This is a genomic window from Sphingobium amiense (assembly GCF_003967075.1).
Classification (GTDB): Bacteria; Pseudomonadota; Alphaproteobacteria; order Sphingomonadales; family Sphingomonadaceae; genus Sphingobium; species Sphingobium amiense.
This window is the reverse complement of sequence record NZ_AP018664.1, coordinates 1,347,907-1,368,922: the sequence shown is the minus strand read 5'-3', so window position 1 is coordinate 1,368,922 and position 21,016 is coordinate 1,347,907. Positions and strand designations below refer to the sequence as shown.

Genomic DNA, 21,016 nt, shown 5'->3' with positions numbered 1-21,016 from the left:
AACCCCGACGCTCACTGCCGTGGCAACGGCCGGCGCATCCCACGCACCATCGACACGCTTCTCGCGCCGAACGCTTCTTGCCGGCACCATGACTGCCGCGCTCTGCCTGACCGCCGCTCCGATCCGCGCTATGGCGCTTGATCCAGGATCGATCGCGGCGAGCGTGGAAGCGTTACGGCCAGGAGAGTTCCTGTGGGCGCCCGAAGCGGCTCCCGATGGTCCGGTGGTCATCATCGTCAGCCTCGCCAGGCAGCGGGCCTATGTCTATCGCAACGGCGTCCTGATCGGCATCTCGACCGTTTCCACCGGCGCAGCCGGCCACGAAACGCCGACCGGGGTTTTCACCATCCTCCAAAAGAAAGTCGCGCACAGATCGAACCTCTACAATGACGCGCCGATGCCCTACATGCAGCGCCTCACCTGGGACGGGATTGCCATGCACGCCGGCAATCTTCCGGGCTATCCCGCCTCGCACGGATGCATCCGGTTTCCCCTGACGTTCGCCGAGCACCTCTATGATGTCACGCAGCTTGGCCTGACGGTCATCATCACGCAGGCAAGCGAGATTCCGCGCTTTGCCCCAGCTCCCCGTATCCTGCAGGATACGGCCCGGCGCTCGTCGTTCGGGAATGCCTTTTTGACGGTCTGGCAGCCAGAGAAAGCACTCACAGGGCCGATCTCCATAATCGTCAGCGCGGCGGACCAGCGCGCCGTGGTGTTGCGAAACGGCATCGAAATCGGTTCGGCGCCTGTCGCCATCCGCGGCAAGATCTCCGGCCTTCAGGCCTTCAACCTCGCCTCCATCGACGAACACGGGACGCATTGGATGTTCCTCCCTGTATTTGGCGGTGCACAGACGGGGGAAGTCTCGCGGCAGGACCGGGAGCGGCTAATCCTTCCCGAGGACTTCAGACGGGGCCTGCTGTCGGTGCTCAAACCGGGAAGCACGCTGATCGTCACGGCCGATACCCTCGAAAGCGGGAGTACAGGCACATCCCTGACCGTGCTCACGGGCGAGGATGCCCAAGCGGATACAAACGAACGATGACGTTGCGCAATCCCGACTTCGCGTCCATCGCAGCGTCTTACCGCCTGATTCCAAACAGCCCCCTGCCATAATTGCGAAGACCGGCCTAATTACGACATACTCACCAGAGGATTTGACTTCGATGTCCCGATCATTGCGCGTTCCAGTTTCCCTTGCCGCCGCCATCCTGCTGGGGCTGTCCTCGGCGGCTCCGTCACTGGCTGAAACCGCGCCCGCTGCGCCGCCTTCGGCCGACGCCACGGCAATCGCGGTACCCGACGGATTTGAGTTGGCGCCGGACGGCACAACTCTTGTCCACGTGGCCAGCGGCCTGCGCTTCCCGGAGGAATTCGAGGGCTTTACCCGCCTCAGGGAACGGGCATTCGATCCGGGCGGCGAGTATATCGCCATCGGCTACGACCGGCCACTCGGCACCGGCGACGATCGCATCGTGGTGCGGATGGCGGTGGTCCATATCGACCAGATGTCGCCACGCGACCACTATATGATCATGCGTCAGGCTACGATGTCCCATTTTGCCGCGCCGACCATCGTGTCGGAAGGACCGGCGACGATCCCAACCAATCGCCGCCTCAAGGCCTATCGCGGAACTTTCACCGGCTATCGCGACGGCAAACCATGGCGTTCCAGCCTGACGACAGTCGACTATGGCTATTGGAGCGGACGCATGACGGCCGCCTATCCCGAAAGCGAAGCTGCCGAAGCTGAGAAATATCTTGGCGTGCTGCTGGCGGAAATCCGCGCGCAGCGCCCAAAGGCGCCGAAACGGTAGACTGGGGACGATGCCCGCGCGAAACCGCTCACTTTGACGGAGCAAGCAGCGAGAGGAGGCGCCGCCAATCTTGTTCGATCATCCGCCAGCGAAAAACGGCAAGCATGTGGGTCAGCAATCGGGAAAGATAATTCCTTTCCCGTGATCGGGCTACGATTTCGTGGACCTCCCTTTCGGTCCACGGCTTCCATTGTCCAGCGACGGCGATCATGTTCGAGCGGAAGGCCGTATCACTTCATCTCGCAATATACGCTCGGTTTCCGTTATCCGAATGGGGATTGCCGCAGTTATTGAGCGACGCAGTGCAAGTTATCCTTGCCCAGTTCGGCTCCCGTTCCGCTATTTCCTGGGCTGGAAGCTGATGCGGCTTGTAAGCCCCTCTAACGCGCCTCTCACTCATACGCGACGTTCCGCAGCGATCAAAGCGGCCTGATAGGCCGCATCCTCACCCATAATCGCACGCGCTGTCGCGATTAGTTCAGGACTCGCATTACGTGGACGACCCGTATCGAACGGGGGGCTGGATCATATTCGATCGCGAGTTACGTAATTTTTGCAGTCTCTTCACCCCGAAGTTTCGCAAGAAGACGGATTCCGAAATCGATCCCCGCGGTCATGCGAAGGCCAAAGCTGTGAACATAGCCGTCATGCACGTCGAAACCATATTGGAGGCAGCCGTCGAACCGGATGATCTGGAATTGGCGCTGCCTCTCATGAGCCGCCTGCAGGAGGCCATGATCACATGAACTAGGCCGGGTCTCTCCAATCTCTATGGATTCAAGCGTGACGGCCCCTTCACCGAGTGCCGATTTCAGCGTGGTGCGACAAATGTAGACCGATTCAAGTAGGGATTGCTGAGCTATGCCGGCTACCAATCATCGTCAGGGTTTCGTCAGGAAAGACTGTTGAACTTTTTCACGGCATTTTACGAAGGACACCATGAGCCGACTAAGATCCCATCCCGAACGCCATGCGGTGTCACGCATCGGCTGGCTACGCGCGGCAGTGCTGGGAGCCAATGATGGGATCGTTTCGACCGCGAGCCTCATCGTCGGCGTCGCAGCCTCCGGCGCGGGCAAGGCCAATATCCTGGTCGCAGGGATGGCGGCGCTGGTGGCAGGCGCCATGTCGATGGCCGCCGGCGAATATGTCTCGGTCAGCTCTCAGGCGGACACGGAGAATGCCGACCTCGCCCGGGAAAGAGGTGAACTCGCCGTTCAACCGGTGCTCGAGCATCAGGAACTGGCGGACATCTATGTCAAACGCGGTCTGAATGAGGAACTGGCCCGGCAGGTAGCCGACGAACTAATGGCAAAGGATGCGCTGGCCGCGCATGCCCGCGACGAACTCGGCATTTCCGAAGTCGTGACCGCCCGCCCTATCCAGGCCGCGCTCACATCCGCCGCAACTTTCAGCACAGGCGCCCTCATGCCCCTGTTGTTGGTCGCCGTCGTTCCGCATGATAGCCTCGTCGCAATCGAGGTCGCGGCAACCCTGTTGTTTCTCGCACTGCTGGGCGCGCTTGGCGCCTGGGCCGGGGGCGCCCGCCCCATGAAATCAATCCTACGGGTCACATTCTGGGGCGCGCTGGCCCTGGCTGCGACCGCGGGCATCGGGAGGCTGTTCGGAACAGTGGTTTGAACCACGCTGCTCACATCGTCAGGATTCGGTCAGTGAACACCCGTAGCCCTTCCAGCTGGAAAGGCGAACGTGATGACAAATTCTGAATATACAAGGACATTCAAGGTTTGGGACACGCCGCTACGGCTATTCCATTGGCTGCTGGTCCTAGCGATCTCGATCGCGTTTCTCTCTTCCGACGACGATAGTCCGATCGCATCGTGGCATATGGTCGCAGGATGGTCTGCTGCTGCCTTGCTTGCGTTCCGTCTGATCTGGGGCTTCGTCGGAGGCGAGCATGCCCGGTTCGTGAATTTCATTCGGCCAACAGCAATCGCCACCCATGCACGCGACCTTCTAGCTGGCCATCCTCGACGTTCCGTGGGTCATAATCCACTGGGCGCGATCGCAGTCGTGGCGCTGATCGGATTGACCGGAATCGTCATCTGGAGCGGCAGCAGCGTTGCGGCAGGCGGCATGGACAAAGACCTTCATGAAACCCTCGCCTACAGCCTGCTTGCTTTGATCGGGCTTCATGTCGGCGCCGTGCTGTTGATGTCGCTGCTCACCGGCGAAAACCTTGTTCGCGCGATGATCAGCGGCCGCAAGAAGAACAGCCTCTATCCGAATGTGCGTGAGGCTCGGGGACCAGGCTTGTTTGCGGCTCTACTTGGTGCCGCAGCGATCGTTCTGGCAATCATCGCCATTGTCATGGTGGATCCGACCGCCTTCGCGCCGCAGCAACGCCATTCCCATCACGGTTCGCACGAGGAAAGGGATTGAAAACATCGGTTGATGGTCTGGTAGAAAGCTTCAATCCTTCTTGCCTTTCGTTCCTGGTGGAAAGTCTACATTAAACCCATGCGCCTTCTCATCGTCGAAGATAATGAGCGAATGGCGGCACTGATCGCCGACGGTCTTCAGCGCCGGGGCTTCGTGTGCGATGTTGCCCATGATCTCGCACAAGCCGACGCTGCGATGGGCAGCGCGAGCTATGATGCCATCATACTCGACCTCGGCCTGCCCGACGGCGACGGGATCGACTGGCTCGCGAGCCGCCGAAAATATCAGCAGATGCCGCCTGCCATCATCCAGACCGCGCGTGGGGCGCTGGAGGATCGCGTCACCGGTCTCGATTCCGGCGCAGACGATTATATCGTCAAACCCTTCGAGATCGACGAGCTCGCCGCGCGCATCCGCGCCCTGCTGCGCCGGCCTGGCGTTCGAACCCAGCCCGTCATCGAAGTCGGCATGCTGCGTTTCGACACGGCAAGCCGCTCTGCCAGCATTGGCGATCGCGAGATCGACCTTTCGCGCCGCGAGGCGGACCTTCTGGAACTGCTGATGCGGCGAGCCGGCACGGTGGTCCATCGCGAAGTGATCGAGAACGCGCTCTACAGCTTCAACGATCCGGTGACCCCCAATGCGGTCGAAGCCGCCATTTCGCGTCTGCGCCGCAAGCTCGAAGACACGGGCGTGGCCGGCGCGCTCCATACCGTTCGGGGTGTCGGCTATATGCTGAAGGACGGGAAGGCATGACCGTGCAGCGCTCCATCTCACGGCGCCTCAAACGCGGTTTGGGCCTGATTGGTGTGGCGGGCACCGTTCTGCTGCTGGCGGCGGTCGCCTTCTTCTACAGTGTCACCTTCACACATCTCGATGCACGCGCGGCGATGATCCGCGCGATCAAGGAAATGCTTGAGCATGTCGCTCTGCCGCTTGTCGTCCTGCTCGTTCCCGTCGCGATCATGGTGCTCCGAGTGATCCGCCAGGCCTTCGCACCGCTGGAAGATGCCGCCGCCCGGATCGAGGCTGCACAGGGCCACGAACGAGGGTTCCGCATCGATGCGTCGCAAATGCCCGCCGAGGCGCTACCCTTCGTCTATGCGGTCAACGATCTGTTGGCGCGGCTCGATCAGGCCGCGCGGCGGCAGGAAGCGTTCGCCGCCGACGTCGCGCACGAGTTGCGCACGCCGCTCGCCCTCCTGTCTCTCGAACTCGACCGGCTTGACTATGACGACGCCGCGCGCCTCAAGGAAGACGTGGCGGCCATGCGCCGGCTGATCGACCAACTCATGCTGCTCGCGCAGATCGACGCGGCGGAGGCCGCCCAGACCGCTCCCGAACAGGTGTCACTCGCGGATGTGGCGAGCGAGGTCGTCAGCGCCGTGGCGCCGGGGATCATCGCACAAGGCAAGCTGATCGCGTTCGATACCCGCGGTCAGGCTGCGGTCGTGAACGGCAGGCGCGAAGCGATTGCGGCAGCGCTGCGCAATCTGATCGAGAATGCCGCGCGCGTGACGCCGGCTGGTGGCACGATCCAGGTCTTCGCCGGCCCCCACGCGCTATTGGGCGTGCGGGACGAGGGCCCTGGGCTGGCGCTCGAAAGGTTGCGCGACCTTGTGCAACGCCACCGCCGCGCCGACCATGCGAGCAAGGATGGCGCCGGCCTCGGCCTCGCTATCGTCGACCGGATCATGGCGGCCCATGGCGGCACGCTTGAGACCGATCCGGCCGACCGTGAACTGGTGCTGCGTTTTCCCGCGACCTGATCTTCAATCCTCATATCCCGTCAGGGTTCGGTCAGGAACGCTCCCTAGCCCGAGCGCATGTCCAGACGATACACCCTCATTGCGGGCGCCGCGACGATCGCCTTGATTCTATCAGGCCTGTGGTGGTTCGCCAGTCGACCGGTCGAGACGGGCAACTCCGCGCCGGCAAGCAACGCCCAACCGACAGATGGGATCCTGGCGGTGGATGCGCGCCGCGCCGCGCAGATGGGTATCCGCCTTATGCCCGCGACGGCAGCCGCGGATGCGGCGCTCGCCACCATCCCCGCGATGATCGAGCCTCCCGCCAACGCCCGGGTGGCGGTGGCCGCGACCTTTCCCGGCACCGTGTTGCGGACTCTCGTGGTCGAGGGCGACAGCGTGCGGCGGGGCCAGCCGCTGGCGATCATCGCCAGCCGCGACGTGCTGACGATCGGCGCGGACCTCAGCCGCGCGAACGCGCGGCGTGGCGTAGCCGAGGCCAATGCCGCGCGGCTCTCCCTGCTCAGCCGCGAAGGCATCATCGCAGGCGCGCGCGCTGACGAAGCCAATGCCATCGCAGCCGAGGCTCGCGCCGACGTTTCGGAAAAGTCGCGCATCCTGGCGATGGTGGGCGGTCATGGCGCCAGCGGCTCCTATACGCTGACGGCTCCTATCGCGGGTCGCGTCACCAGCGCCTCCATCCAGACCGGCAATCCGGTGGACGGCACCACCGCGCCCTATGTGATCGACGCGACGGATCGCTATGAAGTGGTCGGCCAATTGCCCGAACGGCTGATCGGGCAAGTGCGCCCCGGCATGAGCGTGCGGCTACTTCCCAACCTCACCGGCCGGATCGTCGCGGTGGGAACGGCCATCGATCCCGCGACCCGTTCGGCCGGCCTCAAGGCGGAGATTCCGGCCGGACCCGGTGTTGTCGCGGGGCGCGCAACCAGCATCGTCATCGTCGGCCCGGCGCCGGCGGGCGCGGTCAGCGTGCCCGATACGGCGGTCACCATGATCGACGGCAAGCCGGTTGTGTTCGTGACCGCGCGCGGCGGCTTTGCCGTGCGCGCCGTGACCGGCGGCAGCGGCAGTGATGGCCGCACGGTGCTGCTCTCCGGGATCAGGCCCGGTGAACAGGTGGTGGTTTCCGGTACGAGCGCGCTCAAGGCGCTCGCCACCGCGCAATAGGCTCTCCCGATGCTGCGTTCGCTTGTCGCCACCGCGCTGTCCTATCGTCTGCTCGTCCTGATCCTTGCCGCCGCCACGGCCGGGCTCGGGGTCTGGGCTTTTGTCAACTTGCCGGTCGATGCCTATCCCAACATCGCGCAGACCCAGGTGAAGCTGATCCTCAAAGCCCCCGGCATGACGCCGGAGGAGGTCGAGAGCCGCGTCATCACGCCGATCGAGACGGAGATGCTCGGCATTCCCAACCAGGCGATCCTGCGCTCGAGCGCCAAATATGCCATCGCCGACATAACCATCGACTTTACCGACGGCACCGACATCTACTGGGCGCGCCAACAGGTCGCCGAACGGCTGGCGGGCGTGACGGGCGATCTGCCTGCTGCCGTGACCGGCGGTCTCGCGCCGATCTCGACGCCCCTGTCCGACGTCTACATGTTCACGATCGAAGGGCCGCTGTCTCTCCAGCAGAAACGCGAACTGCTCGACTGGACGATCCGCCCGGCGCTGCGCACAGTGCCCGGCGTCGCGGACGTGAACGCGCTGGGCGGCTATGTTCGTACCTTCGAGGTCCGGCCTGATCCGGTGGCGCTGGCGAGCGCGAAGCTCTCGATCTCCGATCTGCGCACCGCGATCGAAAGCGGCAATCGCAATGACGGCGCGGGGCGCCTGACCGATGGCGAGGAATCGCTGATCGTCCGAGCCGTGGGCGCGATCCGCAGCGTGGAGGATCTGCAAACGCTGGTCATCGCCAGCCGGGACGGCCGCATCGTCCGCCTGGGCGACGTCGCCACAGTCGGCACCGGCAGCCTCACCCGCTATGGGGCGGTGACGCGCGGCGGCAAGGCCGAGGCGGTGGAGGGCCTGGTGATCGCGCTGCGCGGCGCGGATGCGCGGGCGGTGGTCGATGGCGTGCGGACGCGGCTTGCCGGGCTTCAGCACAGCTTGCCCGCAGGCACGCAGATCCATGTCTTCTACGATCGCTCCGATCTGATCGGGCGCGCGGTCGGCACGGTCGAGGAGGCGCTGCTGGAAGCGACCGTGCTGGTCGTCGTGCTGCTGATCCTGTTCCTCGGCGACTGGCGTGCGGCCACGATCGTCGCGGCGACCCTGCCGATGGCCGCGCTCATCACCTTCCTGTTCATGCGCGGCATGGGGCTGTCCGCGAACCTCATGAGCCTCGGCGGGCTCGCCATCGCGATCGGGATGCTGGTCGACGGCGCGGTGGTGGTGGTCGAGAATGTCGTCGAGCGCCTGAGCCATGCCCAGGGCGAGGACACGCCCCGACTCAACCACGTATTCCGCGCAACCAGCGAGGTGATCGTGCCGGTGTCGGCGGGCATCGTCATCATCGCGCTCGTGTTCCTGCCCCTGCTTTCGCTGCAGGGGCTGGAGGGCAAGCTGTTCGCGCCCGTCGCGCTCACCATCGTCTTCGCGCTCGCGGGCTCCCTGCTGCTCGCCCTGACGCTGGTGCCGGTCCTTGCCTCCTTCAGCCTCAGGAGCGGCCATCATGGTGAGCCATGGATCATGCGGCAGATCGGCCCACGCTACCAGGCGCTGCTCGACGCGGCGTTCGCGCACAAGAAGCTGGTCTATGGTCTCTCCGCCACCGGGCTGGTGCTGGCGGGCCTCGCTTATGGCGCGGCCGGGAAGACCTTCATGCCGACGATGGACGAAGGCTCGGTGATCGTGCAGCTTACCAAGCTGCCCTCGATCAGCCTGGACCAATCGGTGGCCGGCGACATGGCGGTGCAGCGCGCGCTCCGCACCGTGCCGGAGGTGGAGGACGTGATCGCCCGCGTCGGCTCCGACGAGATCGGTCTCGATCCGATGGGACCGAACGAGACCGACAGCTTCGTCCAGTTGAAGCCGCGCTCGCAATGGCGCGGGGACAAGGATTTCGTCGTCGGGGAAATGCGCAAGGCGCTGGACGGCCTGCCCGGTATCCAATCGAGTTTCACCCAGCCGATCGAGATGCGCGTCTCGGAGATGCTCACCGGCGCGCGCGGCGATCTAGCGGTCAAGATTTTCGGGCCTGACACCGCAACGCTCGCCGAGCTCGCGGGTCGGATCCAGCATATCCTGTCCGGCATCCACGGCTCATCGGAGGTCCTGACGGTCGCCAACGACAATGTGGACTATCTCCAACTCGACATCGACCGCGCGGCAGCGGGGCGGTTCGGGATGCCGGTCGACCAGCTCCAGGACGCGCTGCGCGGACAGGTCGAGGGCGTGCGGTCCGGGGTCGTGGCCGAAGGTCAGAAACGCATTCCGATCGTCATTCGCGGTGACGACGGCATCCGGAGCGATCCGGCCCGTTTCGCCGACCTGCAATTGCGCACGCCCGATGGCACGCTGGCGCGTGTCAGCGACATGGCGCGGGTGGAGCGCACGCAGGGACCGGTGAAGCTCGATCACGAGAACGGCTCGCGCTTCGCGCTGGTGCAGGCCTTCGTCTCCGGCCGCGATCTGGTCGGCTATGTCGATGAGGCGAAGGCGCAGGTCACCGCCAAGGTACGGCTACCGGCAGGCTACAGCATCGTCTGGGGCGGTCAGTTCGAGAACCAGCAGCGCGCATCGGCCCGGCTGATGATGGTGGTGCCCGTAGCGCTGGTGTTGATCTTCCTCGTCCTGCTGGCGGCGCTGCGCTCATTGCGCGCCGCGCTGCTGATCCTCTCCAACATCCCCTTCGCGATGGTCGGCGGGCTGATCTCGCTGTGGCTGTCGGGCGAGTATCTCTCGGTCCCGGCGTCGGTGGGGTTCATCGCCCTGCTCGGCATCGCCGTGCTCAATGGGTTGGTGCTGGTGGCCTATTTCCGCCAGTTGCGCGCCGACGGGGTGGGTATGGCCGAGACCGTGCGCCTGGGCGCGCAGCGTCGGCTGCGACCGGTGCTGATGACTGCCGGCATCACGGCCTTCGGCCTCGTCCCCCTGCTGTTCGCCAGCGGGCCGGGGTCCGAGATCCAGCGGCCGCTCGCGATCGTGGTGATCGGCGGCCTCATTACCTCCACTTTGCTGACGCTGGTCCTGCTGCCGATCCTGTTCGAGCGCTTCGGGGAAAGCGCCGGGGAGGCCGCTAATGCCTGACCTGCTGTTCACCCTCCATTGCGCCACCCGCGATACCGAGCTTCTCGTGGACGCGATCCGCGCCGTCTCCCCCACGCCAATCCATGTCCGCGGGGAAGCTGTGCGAGGTCGCGATTTTGGCGATGCGGGAACCGCCGAGCGCGTGTCGGGCGAATTGAAGCGTTCGACGCTCGAACTGATCGTGAGCGCGGACGCGGTGCCCGACCTGCTCCGCACCGTAAAAGACGCGCGGCGCGATCTGCCGGTCCGGTGGCGCACGACGCCCCTGCTCGATCATGGAAGGATCGCCTGATGCGGATCGTACTCGCCGCTCTCGGCCTTCTGACGGCCGCGCCTGCCCTGGCCCAGCATACCGATCTGCCGCCTGCCGACAAGGTCAACGAAGCGCTCGACAATCACCCCAGCGTCGCCGCCGCAATTGCGCGCGTCGAAGCCGCACGGGCACGCGGCGATATGCTGCGCAAAGGCCCCCACGAAGTGACGGTGAGCGGCAGCTACATTCGCCGAACCGTCGATCGCGAAGGCGGGTTCGACGAATTCGATACGACAATCAGCCGCCCATTCCGCCTGCCGGGCAAGGCCGCGCTCGACCGCGAAGCCGGTGCGCTCGGCATTGAGGTCGCGGAAAACCAGATGGAGGATGTCCGCCATCAAACCGCGCTGCTGCTGGCCGGCTATTGGCACGACTGGCTCACTGCGGGAAGCCATTATCGCAACGATCTCGACAGCGTCCGCGGGCTGGAGGAGGCAATCGCCGCCATAAAGCGGCGGGTCACGCTGCGAGACGCCGCCCAACTCGACCTCGACCAGGCGCAGGCGGCGCTGGCTCAGGCGCGCGCGCAGGCCGCATCGTCACTCTCGCTGCGCGAACAGGCGCGCGTGACCTTCGCAGCGTCCTTTCCGGAAATCCCGCTCCCCTCCGAACCACCAGAACTGGCCGACCCCATGCTGCCCGCCCAGGGGCTGGAAGCGATGCGCGACCTGGTAATCGAGCGCAGTCACGAGATCCGCGCCGCCGACAAGGAAGCGCAGCGTCTGAACGTGACTTCGCGTCGGGTGCGAGCGGATCGCATCGCAGACCCGAGCTTCGGCGTCCGCCTGTTCAGCGAGCGCGGCGGCGCGGAAGCCGGCGCGGGCGTGGTGGCTTTAATCCCGCTCGGCGGTGGCTATCGCAGAGCCGCAGCCGATCAGGCGTCAGCCGAGGCCAATGCCGCGCGCATGGAACTCGCGGCCGTGCAGCGCAGCATCGAGGCGACCGCCAATGCCGACCTTTCCAACGCGCACACCCGGCTCGATGCCTGGCGCAATGCCGACGCTTCGGCGCGCAGCGCCGGCGACGCCGCCGAAAGGACGGTGCGCGGTTACCAACTCGGGCAGATCGACCTCTCCGATATGCTCTATGCCCGCCGGCAGGCCAATGACGCGCGCCGAATGGAAATCGAGGCGCGCTCCGAAGCCGATCGTGCTCTGCTCAAGATCCAGATCGATTCCCACAGCATCTGGGCACCAGATGAAGCGGGGCACGACTAGCTAACATACGGCAAGCAAACATTCTCGACATGAAACGAGCCTGCACTTAGAGGATGCTGCGTGACCGAAGCTCGCAAATTCCTTGTCCGGCACCATTGGCTGTGCGCGCTCCTGCTAGGCGCTGCGCTGCTCGTGAAGGCGTTGGTGCCGGCGGGTTTCATGCCGGTCGTCTCGAATGGCGTGATCCTGGTCCAGCTGTGCTCGGGGCAAGGGCCTCAGAAGATCGCAATCAAGTTGCCGAGCAAAGGCGGCGAGCAGGACCATGACGAGCACAAGAAGGCGGAAGCGCCTTGCGCCTTTACCGGCCTGTCCTCGCCATCGCTCGCGGCCGTCGATGCGCTGCTCCTAGCCGTCGCCCTCGCCTTCATCCTCGCAACGGTTTTTCGGCGTCCAAACCGCCTAGTCCTCCGGCGCGGCACCTATCTGCGCCCGCCGGCGATCGGTCCTCCCACCACCTGATTCCTTCGACATTCCCCGTTGATGGGCGCCCCTCGCCGGGGCGCCGCATGTGAATCAGGATTCCGACATGACGATTATGCTTGATTCCGCGCATTGCGCGGCAACCACCATGCCTGCCTTCGCTCGCTCCACCAGCAAGCAACCAACTTTCAAGGTTCGCCTCGCCGGGAGCTTCGCTTTTCCCGCACTCGTCGCTGTGCTGGCGGGCGCCCCCATCTCGCGAGCCTTCGCCCAGGACGGGACGCCGCTGCCAGAGGTCGACGTTAGCTCGGCGAGCGAGGCGGGGTCGACGGTTTCGGGTGAGCGGCTTTCCCCCTCGCGCCTGCGCGACCTTCAGGTCGGCTCGAGCGATACCGCAGCGATCCTGCAAAGCGTACCCGGCGTCAGCGGCTATGGGGCCGGGGGCTTCTCGACCTTGCCGGTGATCCGGGGCCTTGAAGCGCAGCGCTTGACCGTGCTGGTCGACGGCGTGGCGATTGCCTCGGCCTGTCCGAACGATATGAATCCGCCCCTGTCCTACACCGATCCGCAAACCGTGAGCGCGATCGACGTCATTACCGGCGTTTCGCCAGTCAGCTATGGCGGCGACAGCATCGGCGGGATCATTCGCGTCGAGAGCGCTCCGCCCCGCTTTGCTAAGCAAGGGGAAACGCTGCTGACCGGCGAAACCTCGGCCTTCTATCGCAGCAATGGCGACGGGTTCGGCGGCGCCCTGTCAGTGACGGCCGCGAGCGACAAGGTCAGCCTGACTTACAATGGCTCCTACACTCAAGCCGACAATTTCAAGGGCGGCGGCTCGCTGGGCGTCGTGCGATCCAGCGAATATGCCAAGACCGACCACAGCCTCAATCTCGCAGCGCAAGTCAGCAACGGCCTGATCGAGCTGAAAGGCGGCTATCATTTCGCGCCCTATGAGGGTTTCCCGAACCAATATATGGACATGACGTCCAACAAGTCGTGGTTCCTGAACGGCCATTATGCCGGCGTCTTCGATTGGGGCAATCTCGATGTGCGGGCGAGCTGGCGCGACACCGACCACGTCATGAACTTCCTCGCCGACAAGGGCGGGACCGCGACCGGCGGGATGCCGATGAACACGGAGGTCCACAGCGCGAGCTATACCGTCCAGGCGGATATATTGCTCGGCGGCGGCACGCTGCGCCTGGGCAGCGAATTCCAGCATCAATGGCTCAACGACTATTGGCCGCCCGTTGTGGGCAATATGATGATGGGGCCGAATGCGTTCATCAACGTCAACGGGGCCAAGCGCGATCGGCTCGGCACCTTCCTCGAGTGGGAAACGCGCTGGGATAGCGGTTTCTCCCTCATCGCCGGCATCCGTAACGATCAGGTCTGGATGAACACCGGCAAGGTCGCGCCCTATGGCACCGGCATGATGCAGATGGCCGATGTCATGGCGGCAGCGGCGTTCAACAAGGCCGACCGCAAGCGCCACGACAGCAATTGGAGCGGCAGCCTGCTGGTCCGCTACGCGCTTTCGGACGGGGCGGATATCGAGATCGGCTATGCCCGCAAGGTTCGCTCGCCCAATATCTACGAGCGCTATAGCTGGGGCCGGGGCAGCATGGCGAGCCGCATGATCGGGTGGTTCGGCGACGGGAACGGCTATGTCGGCAACCTCGACCTTCGCCCCGAAAAGGCCGATACGCTGAGCGCCGCCCTGGCCATTTCCGGAGGCGGCAAGGATGGCTGGTCGTTCAAGATCGCGCCCTATTACACCCATGTCGACGAATATATCGACGCCTTTAAGCTGGCGGACTTCACCGACATGATGGGCAGTCCGACCGGGTTCGTTCAATTGCAGTTCGCCAACCAGAAGGCAGAGATCTACGGCATCGACATATCGGGCGCCGTGCCGCTATGGTCATCGTCGTCGGCCGGCACCGCGCGTCTGACCGCGCGCGCGAGCTGGCTGCACGGCCAGAATCTGACCGACCACGCACCGCTCTATCACCAGATGCCGTTCAATGCGGCGCTGAGCCTCGAGCATCGGATCGGCGGCCTCGAAACCCGGATTGACCTCGACATCGTGACGGAAAAGGATCGCGCCGATCCGACCCGCAACGAACCGCGGACGGGCAGCTACGCGCTGCTCAATGTCCAGCTCGCCTATCGCATCGACAAGGTTCGCCTGACGCTCGGCGCCGACAATCTGTTCGACAAGGCCTATTATGCTCCGCTTAGCGGCATGTCGCTCGGCGATCTGAAGGCGACCGGCGTGCGCCGCCCGGTTCCGGGCCGGGGGCGATCGGTCAACGCCGGGATCACGATTGCGTTTTGAGCGCCCATGCTCCCGAACTCGCACGACATGAACGAGGAGCCGAGGGCAGGCTATGGCCAGCCCTCGGCCTGGTCGCAGCGCCTGGGCGCGGGCCTTGCCGCCGCGTCATGCTGCCTGCTGGTGCTAGTGGCGCTCAATGCCAATCTATCGGGACGGCTGCGAATGACGCAGCCTGTGCAGGTGAGCCGCTTCCGGTTGTTTACCCCGTCGCCACCGTCACCACCGCCTTCAACGTTGTCGCGATCGCGGACAGACGAGGCCCGCCTATCGCCGGAGCGGCGCCCTGCGCACCCGCCCGAGCTGGCTACGACGGGAGAAAGAGGCGGACCAGCTTCGTCGCCTATACCCGCTGCTCCAGCAATCGCCTCTCCGTTCGCTGTCGCGCCGGTAAGCAGACCGCCCGCGCCGGAACCCGAGGTCGCGCCGCCGCAAGCCCAGGATGATAAGAAACAGTCCGCGCTTGCGGCCTATCAGCGCCAGCTCTGGGCGCGAATAGCCGCGCGCAAGCCCGCGGGGATCCACCTCGACGGGGTCGCAACGGTCCGCTTCATCGTCGGGGCTGACGGCGCGCTGATTGCCGTCGAGCTGGCCGGCAGCAGCGGGAATGCCGCGCTCGATCGCCTGGCGCTCCGCACGGTGCGCAATGCTGCTCCTTTTCCAACACCGCCTATGGGCGTGGAAAGCGAGCAGTTGGTCTTTACGATACCATTCAGCTTTCATTGAGGCCGCATGGCGGACGAGGATGGCTCGATCGTCAATAGGGCGACGCGCACACGTTCCAGAAACAAAACACGGTGATCGTCGCGAGCCTTGATGGCAGCCTGCGCCTCATCGACAAGAGCCTGTCCGGCACGTTGCCCATGCGTCTCGATCAGTGCGAGCGCCGCCGCTATTTCCTCGGAATTGGCAGCGTCACCATCGGATGAACCTTTCCCCGGAAGCCGAAGCGATAGCTTCTTGCGCGCCATATTATCACCCTTTTCTTGAATGCTCTCAGGCCCGTGCGCTCACCAGCCAGGCCTTCGCCCCCATATGAACGCCATTCTCATCGCAATGGCGCTCGAACAGCTCGACAAGATGCTGGTGAATGGCCTTGCGTACCTCTGCCCCGTTCTGTCGAACAAGATCGCCGATCTGCATCCCCTCAAGCACGAAGCGAGCGGCGCTCTCGGGATCACTGCCGGGGCCGCCCACGCGCTGCTCACCTGTCCAGGCATCGAATCTGACCTCGCAGAAACCCGCGCTTTGGAGAAGGTCGATCACATAGTCCTGCTCGCCGAGCGCGAATGGTCCCGGCGCGCGCGACTGCGGCGTCGGCAGGTCCATATGCTCCTTGATGATGCCCATGACACTAAGCTGCCACGGATTGTCAGCGATGGACGCCCAGACAGCGATGTCGAGCCGCCCGCCATCGCGCAACATCCGGCGCAGATTGGCGAAAGCGGGATAAGGCTCAGCGAAGAACATCGAACCGAAGCGCGAGAACAGCCGATCGAACGGCGCTTCCTCCAGCATCGTCGTCGCGGCATCGCCCTGCTCGAAGCGGATATTGGCAAGGCCCGCGCGCTGTGCCCGTTCCCTGGCCATCCCCACCAGATCGGGTGAGATGTCGAGGCCGAGCGCAAATCCGGTGTTGCCGACGGCCGTGGCGATCTGCCGCGTGGTCCAGCCACCGCCGCATCCGACATCGACCACCGTTTCGCCGGCGTTGTATGCGGCCTGGGCAAGCAACGCCCTGCCGATCGGCTCGATCATGCTTTCGAAGCGGTCGAGCTGGGCGAGCCAACGCATGCCCGCCTGGCCGGCCCAATCGTGCGCGGCCAAACCTTCCCTGTTCTCGCCAGCATCGTTCATCGATGTACTCCCATCGTCGTTTCAAGAATCAGCCCAGGATCGCGGCGGTACTTTGCCACAGCATGTAGGCGGCAACCGCAAAGATCAGCAGTGCGAATATCGTATTGAGCGCCCCCTTGTGCGCCGACAGCCGCCGAGAGAGCGCCGCGCCCACAAGGCCGCCGATGACGCCGCCGGCGATGAACGCCGCAGCAAGCCCCCAATCAACCAAGCCGGAAAGGGCATAGTTGAGCGCGGCCGTCAGACCAAAAGCGGTGACGGCGACCAGCGACGATCCGACGGCGTTGCGCATCGGCATCCCGGTCGAAGCCATCAGTCCCGGCACGATCAGGAAGCCCCCGCCGATGCCGAAGAACCCGGAAAAGAGACCAGTGGCGGCCCCATAACCGATCACCTTGGGCGCATTCTCGCGCCGGCATTGGACATCGGGATTGCCGGGATCGCCCCGGCTTTTTAGCATCAGCCCGCCAACCAGGACCATCAGCAGAGCGAACAGGAACAGCAGCTTCTGTCCATCGAACGCTTTACCGAGTGTCGATCCGGCATAGGCGCCGGCGACACCAGCAGCGGCGAACATGCCGGCGCAACGCCATTTGATCGTCCGCTGGCGCGCGTGGGGAACGAGATTGGCCCCGGCATTGGCGGCGACCGCCAGCGCGCTGGTGCCGATCGCGACATGCGGCGAGGCGACGCCGACCAGATAGACCATGAGCGGGACGGCGAGGATTGAGCCCCCACCGCCCACCAGCCCCAGCGTGAATCCGACGAGCGAGCCCGATCCGGCACCAAGCAGATATTGGATGGATTCGAGTGCCATGGCCTTACAGCGCGTTTATCGGCAGCTTGAGGTAGCGCATGCCATTGTCTTCCGGCTCGGGCAGGTGGCCGCCGCGCATGTTGACCTGGATGGACGGCAGAATGAGGCGCGGCATCCCGAGCGTCGCATCGCGCGCCTCGCGCATGGCGACGAACTGGTCCTCGCTCACCCCGTCGCGAACATGGACATTATGCTCTCGCTCCTCGCCGACCGACGTTTCCCAGGCATAGGTGTCGCGCCCGGGGGCCTTGTAGTCGTGGCAAAGATGAAGGCCGGTCTGATCGGGGAGCGACAGCAGGCGGCGGATCGACCGATAAAGCGTGCGCGCATCGCCGCCCGGGAAGTCGGCGCGGGCCGTGCCGTAGTCGGGCATGAACAGCGTGTCGCCGATGAACGCCGCATCGCCGATCACATAGGTCATGTCGGCGGGCGTATGGCCCGGCACATGCAGCGCGATCGCCTCGATCGAGCCGACCCTGAAACGGTCGCCGTCATCGAACAGCCGGTCGAACTGCGAGCCGTCGCGAGCAAAGCGCGTTCCCTCGTTGAAGATCTTGCCGAAGACCTCCTGCACGGTGAGAATATGGCGACCGATCGCCAGCGTGCCGCCCAGCTTCTCCTGAAGATAGGGCGCGGCCGACAGATGGTCGGCATGGGCGTGCGTCTCCAGCAGCCATTCGACCTCGAGCCCTTCGCTCCGGATATAGTCGATCACCTTGTCGGCCGACGCGAAGGAGGTGCGCCCCGAAGCCGGATCGAAATCGAGCACGCTATCGATGATCGCGGCCTTGGCCGTGGCGGGATCTGAGATGACGTGGGTCACGGTAAACGTGTCCTCGTCGAAGAAGCTGCGGATGACGGCGGGCCGCGCATTGCTCGCGGCCTCGACGATGCGGGTGGCTTCACGGATTTGCGGGTCGGCCATGGCCTTGTCCTTTCCTGTCTGGCCCGGCGTACCGGCTTCGCACTTGGGACGCGAAGCCGGCCCAGCTGCCTCAGAGGGTCTTCTTGCTGAAATACCAATCGGTGTAGTCGTAGCCTTCGTCCTTGCGGGCCCTGGCGGCTTCGGCCGTCGCGGGCGGCGGCACGATCACCGGCTCGCCGGGCTGCCAGTTTTCAGGCGTCGCCACCTTGTTGGCGTCGGACGTCTGGAGCGCGGTGAGCAGGCGGACGAATTCATCGACCGAGCGGCCGTTCGACATCGGATAATAGACCATCGCGCGGACAATGCCTTCGGGGTCGATGATGAAGGTGGCGCGAACGGCCGAGGTGTCCGAGGCACCGGGATGGATCATGCCGAAGGCCTTGGCGACGTTCATCGACAGATCGTCGATAATCGGGAACGGGATCTCGACGCCGAACTTCTCCTCGATGCTGCGCATCCAGGCGATGTGCGAATGCACCGAGTCGATGGAGAGGCCCAGCAACTCGCAGTTGAGCGCCTTGAAGCGGTCGGCGGCCTTGGCGAAGCCCATGAATTCGGTCGTGCAGACCGGCGTGAAGTCGGCGGGGTGGGAAAAGAGAACGAGCCACTTGCCCTTGTAATCGTCGAGCGAGCGTTCGCCGTGGGTCGTCTTGGCCTTGAAGGGAGGCGCCGGTTCGTTGATCCGCGGCATGGAGGGAGTGACCTGGTCTGTCATTTTATCATCTCCTATGACTGAGTGAGTGACAGACATTGAATACACATTTCTATTAATCGTGATAACACGATAAATCTAATTCCTTTGATCGGATTTTTCAATCACTTCTGCAATCGGCCGAATTAGGCCGGATTCGCAGCGCACGGGACCAGAGGCGCGAACACGTCAAAGCATCGTTTATGCTAAGTATGGGGTCATCACACCCCGAATCAGGCGGTGACGAGCGCCTGCCTTGTCCAGGCGACGAGTCGCGCACGGTCCATCGCCCCGGCCTGTCGGGCGACCTCGCGGCCACCCCTGAACAGGATCAGCGTCGGAATCGACTGAATGCGGTAGCGCCCGGCAATACCCTGCTCAGCTTCGGTATCGACCTTCAGGAGCCGGACATGCGGCTCCAGCTCCGCAGCGGCCGCCTTGAACGCCGGCGCCATGGCGCGGCAAGGTCCGCACCAACTCGCCCAGAAATCGACGAGAACCGGCAGGCTTCCGCGACCTACATGCCGATCGAATGCCGCCTGGTCGACATCGACCGGCTGTCCCTGGAAAAGCGGCATTCCGCATTTCCCGCAAATTGGCGCCGCGCCGATCTTCGCTGCAGGAACGCGGTTGATGCTCGCGCAAACCGGGCAGGCTACCAGCGGGACATCGGACATGCGCTTCTCTCCTGTGGAACGCCAATACCGCTTAATCGTTTACCCGCATGATGTAACCGTGTAAGGGAGAGGGTTCAAGACTTGCCTCTCTGCAGGAGTGAGAAAGTTGAACTCGAACGCAGACGACAATGCCGTGTGCTCCCCTATCCAGATCGGCGATCCCGCGCCTGATTTCCGCGCCCGCACGACGATGGGCGACATGACCCTGTCCGGCCATCGCGGCCGCTGGGTACTGCTGTTCTCTCATCCCGCCGATTTTACGCCGGTTTGCACCAGTGAATTCGTCGCCCTCTCGCGCGCCAGCGATCGGTTCAAGGCGCTCGGCTGCGACCTGGTCGCGGTGTCGGTCGACAGCCTCTATTCCCATCTCGGATGGATCAGGGCGATCCGCGAGCATTTCGGCGTGACCATCGCTTTCCCGATCGTCGAAGATCCCTCGATGGTGATCGGCCGCGCCTATGGAATGCTCGCGGACAACGCCCCCGACGCGGCCACGCTGCGCTCGACCTTCTTCATCGACCCCGAAGGCATTGTCCGCGCCAAGCTCTGCTATCCAGCCACCATCGGGCGATCGGTGGAGGAGCTGCTTCGAGTCCTGACCGCGCTGCAACGGGTCGACAACGACAACATAGTGACCCCCGAAGGCTGGCATCCCGGCGATGACGTGCTTCTTCCGCCCTATCAGGACCAGCACGGTGCGCTCGATGCGGCGGGCGATGGCTGCTGGTTCCACCGCACGCAGCCCGACAAGCATGGGAAGACAGGCAAGTGATGACTTTCACCGATACGCAGCTTGAAGAGGCTGCCAGCGTCCTCAAGGCGATCGCCCATGACGTCCGCCTGAAGCTCCTGCGGACGCTCCTCGAACATGGCGAGAAGTCTGTAGGCGAACTCGAAGCCCTCACCGGCATCGGTCAACCGGGCCTGTCCCAACAACTCGCAATTTTGCGCAAGGCGGAACTGGTTCAGACGCGCCGCGATGCGAAACTCGTTTTCTATAGCATCGTATCGGCCAATATGGAGGGAACAGCGAAATTGCTATGCGCTCTAGCGGGAACTCCGATAAATAGAGGAGACACTGCCGCGAAAACAAAGCGACCTTTTCCCCAGGGATCGGTCGCTACCTTCGCCAAGATTTTGTGACGATATTGTCCTGGACGATGTCTTCCAAGAAAGTTCTGAACATCATCGCTGCAACGTTAGAGAGCATTTCGAGGCTTGTGGAATACCATAACTGCAAGCATTCGCCGTAAGCGCCTCGCCTGATCCGCTCCAGCGCCCGGCTCATGGGAGCAATTTCGCGGTCAAGAAGCGAGGTCTGGCCTTCGAGGGCGGCATCGTCCTCCATTTTCCCTGCTTGAGCTCAACCAGTTCGCGGACGTCGCCCACGTCCTTGCAAGAACTCCATGGAATCAATCTCAGCGCCACTATCGATCCGGGCTTCACCGATCAAATTCGGAACCATACGTAAGGACAGACGAAGATCGGCGAGTTTACAGATGATTGGCCTGCGACCCG

Annotated in this window: 23 protein-coding genes and 1 pseudogene; 16 read left to right on the top strand and 8 right to left on the bottom strand. The window is 64.1% G+C overall.

Going from position 1 to position 21,016, the window contains the following annotated elements:
- Positions 1-19 precede the first annotated feature (19 nt).
- Positions 20-1,048 carry a L,D-transpeptidase gene (locus SAMIE_RS06560; RefSeq protein ID WP_232037387.1) on the top strand — a complete coding sequence of 343 codons (1,029 nt, stop codon included), beginning with the start codon at positions 20-22 and terminating at the stop codon, positions 1,046-1,048.
- Positions 1,049-1,169: 121 nt separating this feature from the next.
- On the top strand, positions 1,170-1,820 hold the full coding sequence (locus tag SAMIE_RS06555; protein WP_051749579.1) for a hypothetical protein: 651 nt from the start codon (positions 1,170-1,172) through the stop codon (positions 1,818-1,820).
- Positions 1,821-1,848: 28 nt separating this feature from the next.
- Here the strand turns inward: SAMIE_RS06555 and SAMIE_RS23315 are convergent.
- Positions 1,849-2,034: pseudogene (locus tag SAMIE_RS23315) on the bottom strand (DUF7079 family protein); the annotation flags it as partial.
- Between the two features lie 280 nt (positions 2,035-2,314).
- On the opposite strand from SAMIE_RS23315, the gene SAMIE_RS06545 reads away from it, so the two are divergent.
- From SAMIE_RS06545 to SAMIE_RS06490, 12 genes are all read left to right on the top strand, one after another.
- Positions 2,315-2,566 carry a hypothetical protein gene (locus tag SAMIE_RS06545; protein WP_021246267.1) on the top strand — a complete coding sequence of 84 codons (252 nt, stop codon included), beginning with the start codon at positions 2,315-2,317 and terminating at the stop codon, positions 2,564-2,566.
- A gap of 193 nt (positions 2,567-2,759) precedes the next feature.
- Positions 2,760-3,461 (top strand): VIT1/CCC1 transporter family protein, encoded by a 702-nt coding sequence (locus tag SAMIE_RS06540; RefSeq protein WP_030538172.1) that lies wholly within the window; start codon positions 2,760-2,762, stop codon positions 3,459-3,461.
- Positions 3,462-3,533: 72 nt separating this feature from the next.
- The gene (locus SAMIE_RS06535) at positions 3,534-4,223 is read left to right on the top strand and encodes a cytochrome b/b6 domain-containing protein (protein WP_030538173.1); all 690 of its coding nucleotides are present in this window, start codon (positions 3,534-3,536) and stop codon (positions 4,221-4,223) included.
- A 78-nt stretch (positions 4,224-4,301) separates the two neighbouring features.
- Entirely contained in the window at positions 4,302-4,979 is a 678-nt protein-coding gene (locus SAMIE_RS06530; RefSeq protein ID WP_021246264.1) for a response regulator, read from the top strand.
- A complete protein-coding gene (locus SAMIE_RS06525; protein ID WP_021246263.1) occupies positions 4,976-5,992 on the top strand; it encodes a sensor histidine kinase in 1,017 nt (338 codons plus the stop codon). The genes SAMIE_RS06530 and SAMIE_RS06525 overlap by 4 nt, the downstream gene beginning before the upstream one ends.
- Before the next feature lie 57 nt (positions 5,993-6,049).
- Positions 6,050-7,162 carry an efflux RND transporter periplasmic adaptor subunit gene (locus SAMIE_RS06520; protein ID WP_030093018.1) on the top strand — a complete coding sequence of 371 codons (1,113 nt, stop codon included), beginning with the start codon at positions 6,050-6,052 and terminating at the stop codon, positions 7,160-7,162.
- A gap of 9 nt (positions 7,163-7,171) precedes the next feature.
- On the top strand, positions 7,172-10,243 hold the full coding sequence (locus SAMIE_RS06515) for an efflux RND transporter permease subunit (RefSeq protein ID WP_030538175.1): 3,072 nt from the start codon (positions 7,172-7,174) through the stop codon (positions 10,241-10,243).
- Positions 10,236-10,535, top strand: a complete 300-nt coding sequence (locus tag SAMIE_RS06510) for a DUF3240 family protein (protein WP_021246260.1) — start codon at positions 10,236-10,238, stop codon at positions 10,533-10,535. Before SAMIE_RS06515 ends, SAMIE_RS06510 begins: the two co-directional genes overlap by 8 nt.
- On the top strand, positions 10,535-11,773 hold the full coding sequence (locus tag SAMIE_RS06505) for a TolC family protein (RefSeq protein WP_021246259.1): 1,239 nt from the start codon (positions 10,535-10,537) through the stop codon (positions 11,771-11,773). The genes SAMIE_RS06510 and SAMIE_RS06505 overlap by 1 nt, the downstream gene beginning before the upstream one ends.
- Before the next feature lie 60 nt (positions 11,774-11,833).
- Positions 11,834-12,232, top strand: coding sequence for a DUF2946 family protein (locus tag SAMIE_RS06500; protein ID WP_231746293.1), 399 nt, complete (start codon positions 11,834-11,836; stop codon positions 12,230-12,232).
- Between the two features lie 109 nt (positions 12,233-12,341).
- On the top strand, positions 12,342-14,534 hold the full coding sequence (locus SAMIE_RS06495) for a TonB-dependent receptor (RefSeq protein ID WP_119035245.1): 2,193 nt from the start codon (positions 12,342-12,344) through the stop codon (positions 14,532-14,534).
- Positions 14,535-14,561: 27 nt separating this feature from the next.
- Complete coding sequence (locus SAMIE_RS06490) at positions 14,562-15,257, top strand: energy transducer TonB family protein (protein WP_232037386.1); 696 nt, start codon at positions 14,562-14,564, stop codon at positions 15,255-15,257.
- Here the strand turns inward: SAMIE_RS06490 and SAMIE_RS06485 are convergent.
- The 6 genes from SAMIE_RS06485 to trxC all read right to left on the bottom strand — a co-directional run bounded on the left by SAMIE_RS06485 (position 15,251) and on the right by trxC (position 19,498).
- The gene (locus tag SAMIE_RS06485) at positions 15,251-15,502 is read right to left on the bottom strand and encodes a hypothetical protein (protein WP_030538178.1); all 252 of its coding nucleotides are present in this window, start codon (positions 15,500-15,502) and stop codon (positions 15,251-15,253) included. The genes SAMIE_RS06490 and SAMIE_RS06485 overlap by 7 nt on opposite strands.
- 25 nt (positions 15,503-15,527) lie before the next feature.
- Positions 15,528-16,388, bottom strand: coding sequence for a class I SAM-dependent methyltransferase (locus SAMIE_RS06480; RefSeq protein ID WP_030091407.1), 861 nt, complete (start codon positions 16,386-16,388; stop codon positions 15,528-15,530).
- A 28-nt stretch (positions 16,389-16,416) separates the two neighbouring features.
- Positions 16,417-17,205 (bottom strand): sulfite exporter TauE/SafE family protein, encoded by a 789-nt coding sequence (locus tag SAMIE_RS06475; RefSeq protein ID WP_030091406.1) that lies wholly within the window; start codon positions 17,203-17,205, stop codon positions 16,417-16,419.
- Between the two features lie 4 nt (positions 17,206-17,209).
- A complete protein-coding gene (locus SAMIE_RS06470; protein WP_021246252.1) occupies positions 17,210-18,130 on the bottom strand; it encodes an MBL fold metallo-hydrolase in 921 nt (306 codons plus the stop codon).
- 70 nt (positions 18,131-18,200) lie between these two features.
- A complete protein-coding gene (locus tag SAMIE_RS06465; RefSeq protein ID WP_030091405.1) occupies positions 18,201-18,845 on the bottom strand; it encodes a peroxiredoxin in 645 nt (214 codons plus the stop codon).
- 209 nt (positions 18,846-19,054) lie between these two features.
- The gene (gene trxC, locus SAMIE_RS06460; RefSeq protein ID WP_021246250.1) at positions 19,055-19,498 is read right to left on the bottom strand and encodes a thioredoxin TrxC; all 444 of its coding nucleotides are present in this window, start codon (positions 19,496-19,498) and stop codon (positions 19,055-19,057) included.
- A gap of 106 nt (positions 19,499-19,604) precedes the next feature.
- On the opposite strand from trxC, the gene SAMIE_RS06455 reads away from it, so the two are divergent.
- Together SAMIE_RS06455 and SAMIE_RS06450 are read left to right on the top strand one after the other, a co-directional pair.
- On the top strand, positions 19,605-20,270 hold the full coding sequence (locus tag SAMIE_RS06455; protein ID WP_030091404.1) for a peroxiredoxin: 666 nt from the start codon (positions 19,605-19,607) through the stop codon (positions 20,268-20,270).
- Positions 20,267-20,641, top strand: a complete 375-nt coding sequence (locus SAMIE_RS06450; RefSeq protein ID WP_030091403.1) for an ArsR/SmtB family transcription factor — start codon at positions 20,267-20,269, stop codon at positions 20,639-20,641. The genes SAMIE_RS06455 and SAMIE_RS06450 overlap by 4 nt, the downstream gene beginning before the upstream one ends.
- Here SAMIE_RS06450 and SAMIE_RS23555 read toward each other — a convergent pair.
- On the bottom strand, positions 20,619-20,846 hold the full coding sequence (locus SAMIE_RS23555; protein ID WP_030091402.1) for a hypothetical protein: 228 nt from the start codon (positions 20,844-20,846) through the stop codon (positions 20,619-20,621). The two genes, SAMIE_RS06450 and SAMIE_RS23555, sit on opposite strands and share 23 nt — an antisense overlap.
- Between the last annotated feature and the right edge of the window lie 170 nt (positions 20,847-21,016).

Bases quoted from the DNA above. Each gene is read 5' to 3' on its own strand.
- SAMIE_RS06555 (WP_051749579.1), top strand. From the start codon at position 1,170: ATGTCCCGATCATTGCGCGTTCCAGTTTCCCTTGCCGCCGCCATCCTG.
- SAMIE_RS06540 (WP_030538172.1), top strand. From the start codon at position 2,760: ATGAGCCGACTAAGATCCCATCCCGAACGCCATGCGGTGTCACGCATC.
- SAMIE_RS06535 (WP_030538173.1), top strand. From the start codon at position 3,534: ATGACAAATTCTGAATATACAAGGACATTCAAGGTTTGGGACACGCCG.
- SAMIE_RS06530 (WP_021246264.1), top strand. From the start codon at position 4,302: ATGCGCCTTCTCATCGTCGAAGATAATGAGCGAATGGCGGCACTGATC.
- SAMIE_RS06525 (WP_021246263.1), top strand. From the start codon at position 4,976: ATGACCGTGCAGCGCTCCATCTCACGGCGCCTCAAACGCGGTTTGGGC.
- SAMIE_RS06520 (WP_030093018.1), top strand. From the start codon at position 6,050: ATGTCCAGACGATACACCCTCATTGCGGGCGCCGCGACGATCGCCTTG.
- SAMIE_RS06515 (WP_030538175.1), top strand. From the start codon at position 7,172: ATGCTGCGTTCGCTTGTCGCCACCGCGCTGTCCTATCGTCTGCTCGTC.
- SAMIE_RS06510 (WP_021246260.1), top strand. From the start codon at position 10,236: ATGCCTGACCTGCTGTTCACCCTCCATTGCGCCACCCGCGATACCGAG.
- SAMIE_RS06505 (WP_021246259.1), top strand. From the start codon at position 10,535: ATGCGGATCGTACTCGCCGCTCTCGGCCTTCTGACGGCCGCGCCTGCC.
- SAMIE_RS06495 (WP_119035245.1), top strand. From the start codon at position 12,342: ATGCCTGCCTTCGCTCGCTCCACCAGCAAGCAACCAACTTTCAAGGTT.
- SAMIE_RS06490 (WP_232037386.1), top strand. From the start codon at position 14,562: ATGAACGAGGAGCCGAGGGCAGGCTATGGCCAGCCCTCGGCCTGGTCG.
- SAMIE_RS06485 (WP_030538178.1), bottom strand. From the start codon at position 15,502: ATGGCGCGCAAGAAGCTATCGCTTCGGCTTCCGGGGAAAGGTTCATCC.
- SAMIE_RS06480 (WP_030091407.1), bottom strand. From the start codon at position 16,388: ATGAACGATGCTGGCGAGAACAGGGAAGGTTTGGCCGCGCACGATTGG.
- SAMIE_RS06475 (WP_030091406.1), bottom strand. From the start codon at position 17,205: ATGGCACTCGAATCCATCCAATATCTGCTTGGTGCCGGATCGGGCTCG.
- SAMIE_RS06470 (WP_021246252.1), bottom strand. From the start codon at position 18,130: ATGGCCGACCCGCAAATCCGTGAAGCCACCCGCATCGTCGAGGCCGCG.
- SAMIE_RS06465 (WP_030091405.1), bottom strand. From the start codon at position 18,845: ATGACAGACCAGGTCACTCCCTCCATGCCGCGGATCAACGAACCGGCG.
- trxC (WP_021246250.1), bottom strand. From the start codon at position 19,498: ATGTCCGATGTCCCGCTGGTAGCCTGCCCGGTTTGCGCGAGCATCAAC.
- SAMIE_RS23555 (WP_030091402.1), bottom strand. From the start codon at position 20,846: ATGGAGGACGATGCCGCCCTCGAAGGCCAGACCTCGCTTCTTGACCGC.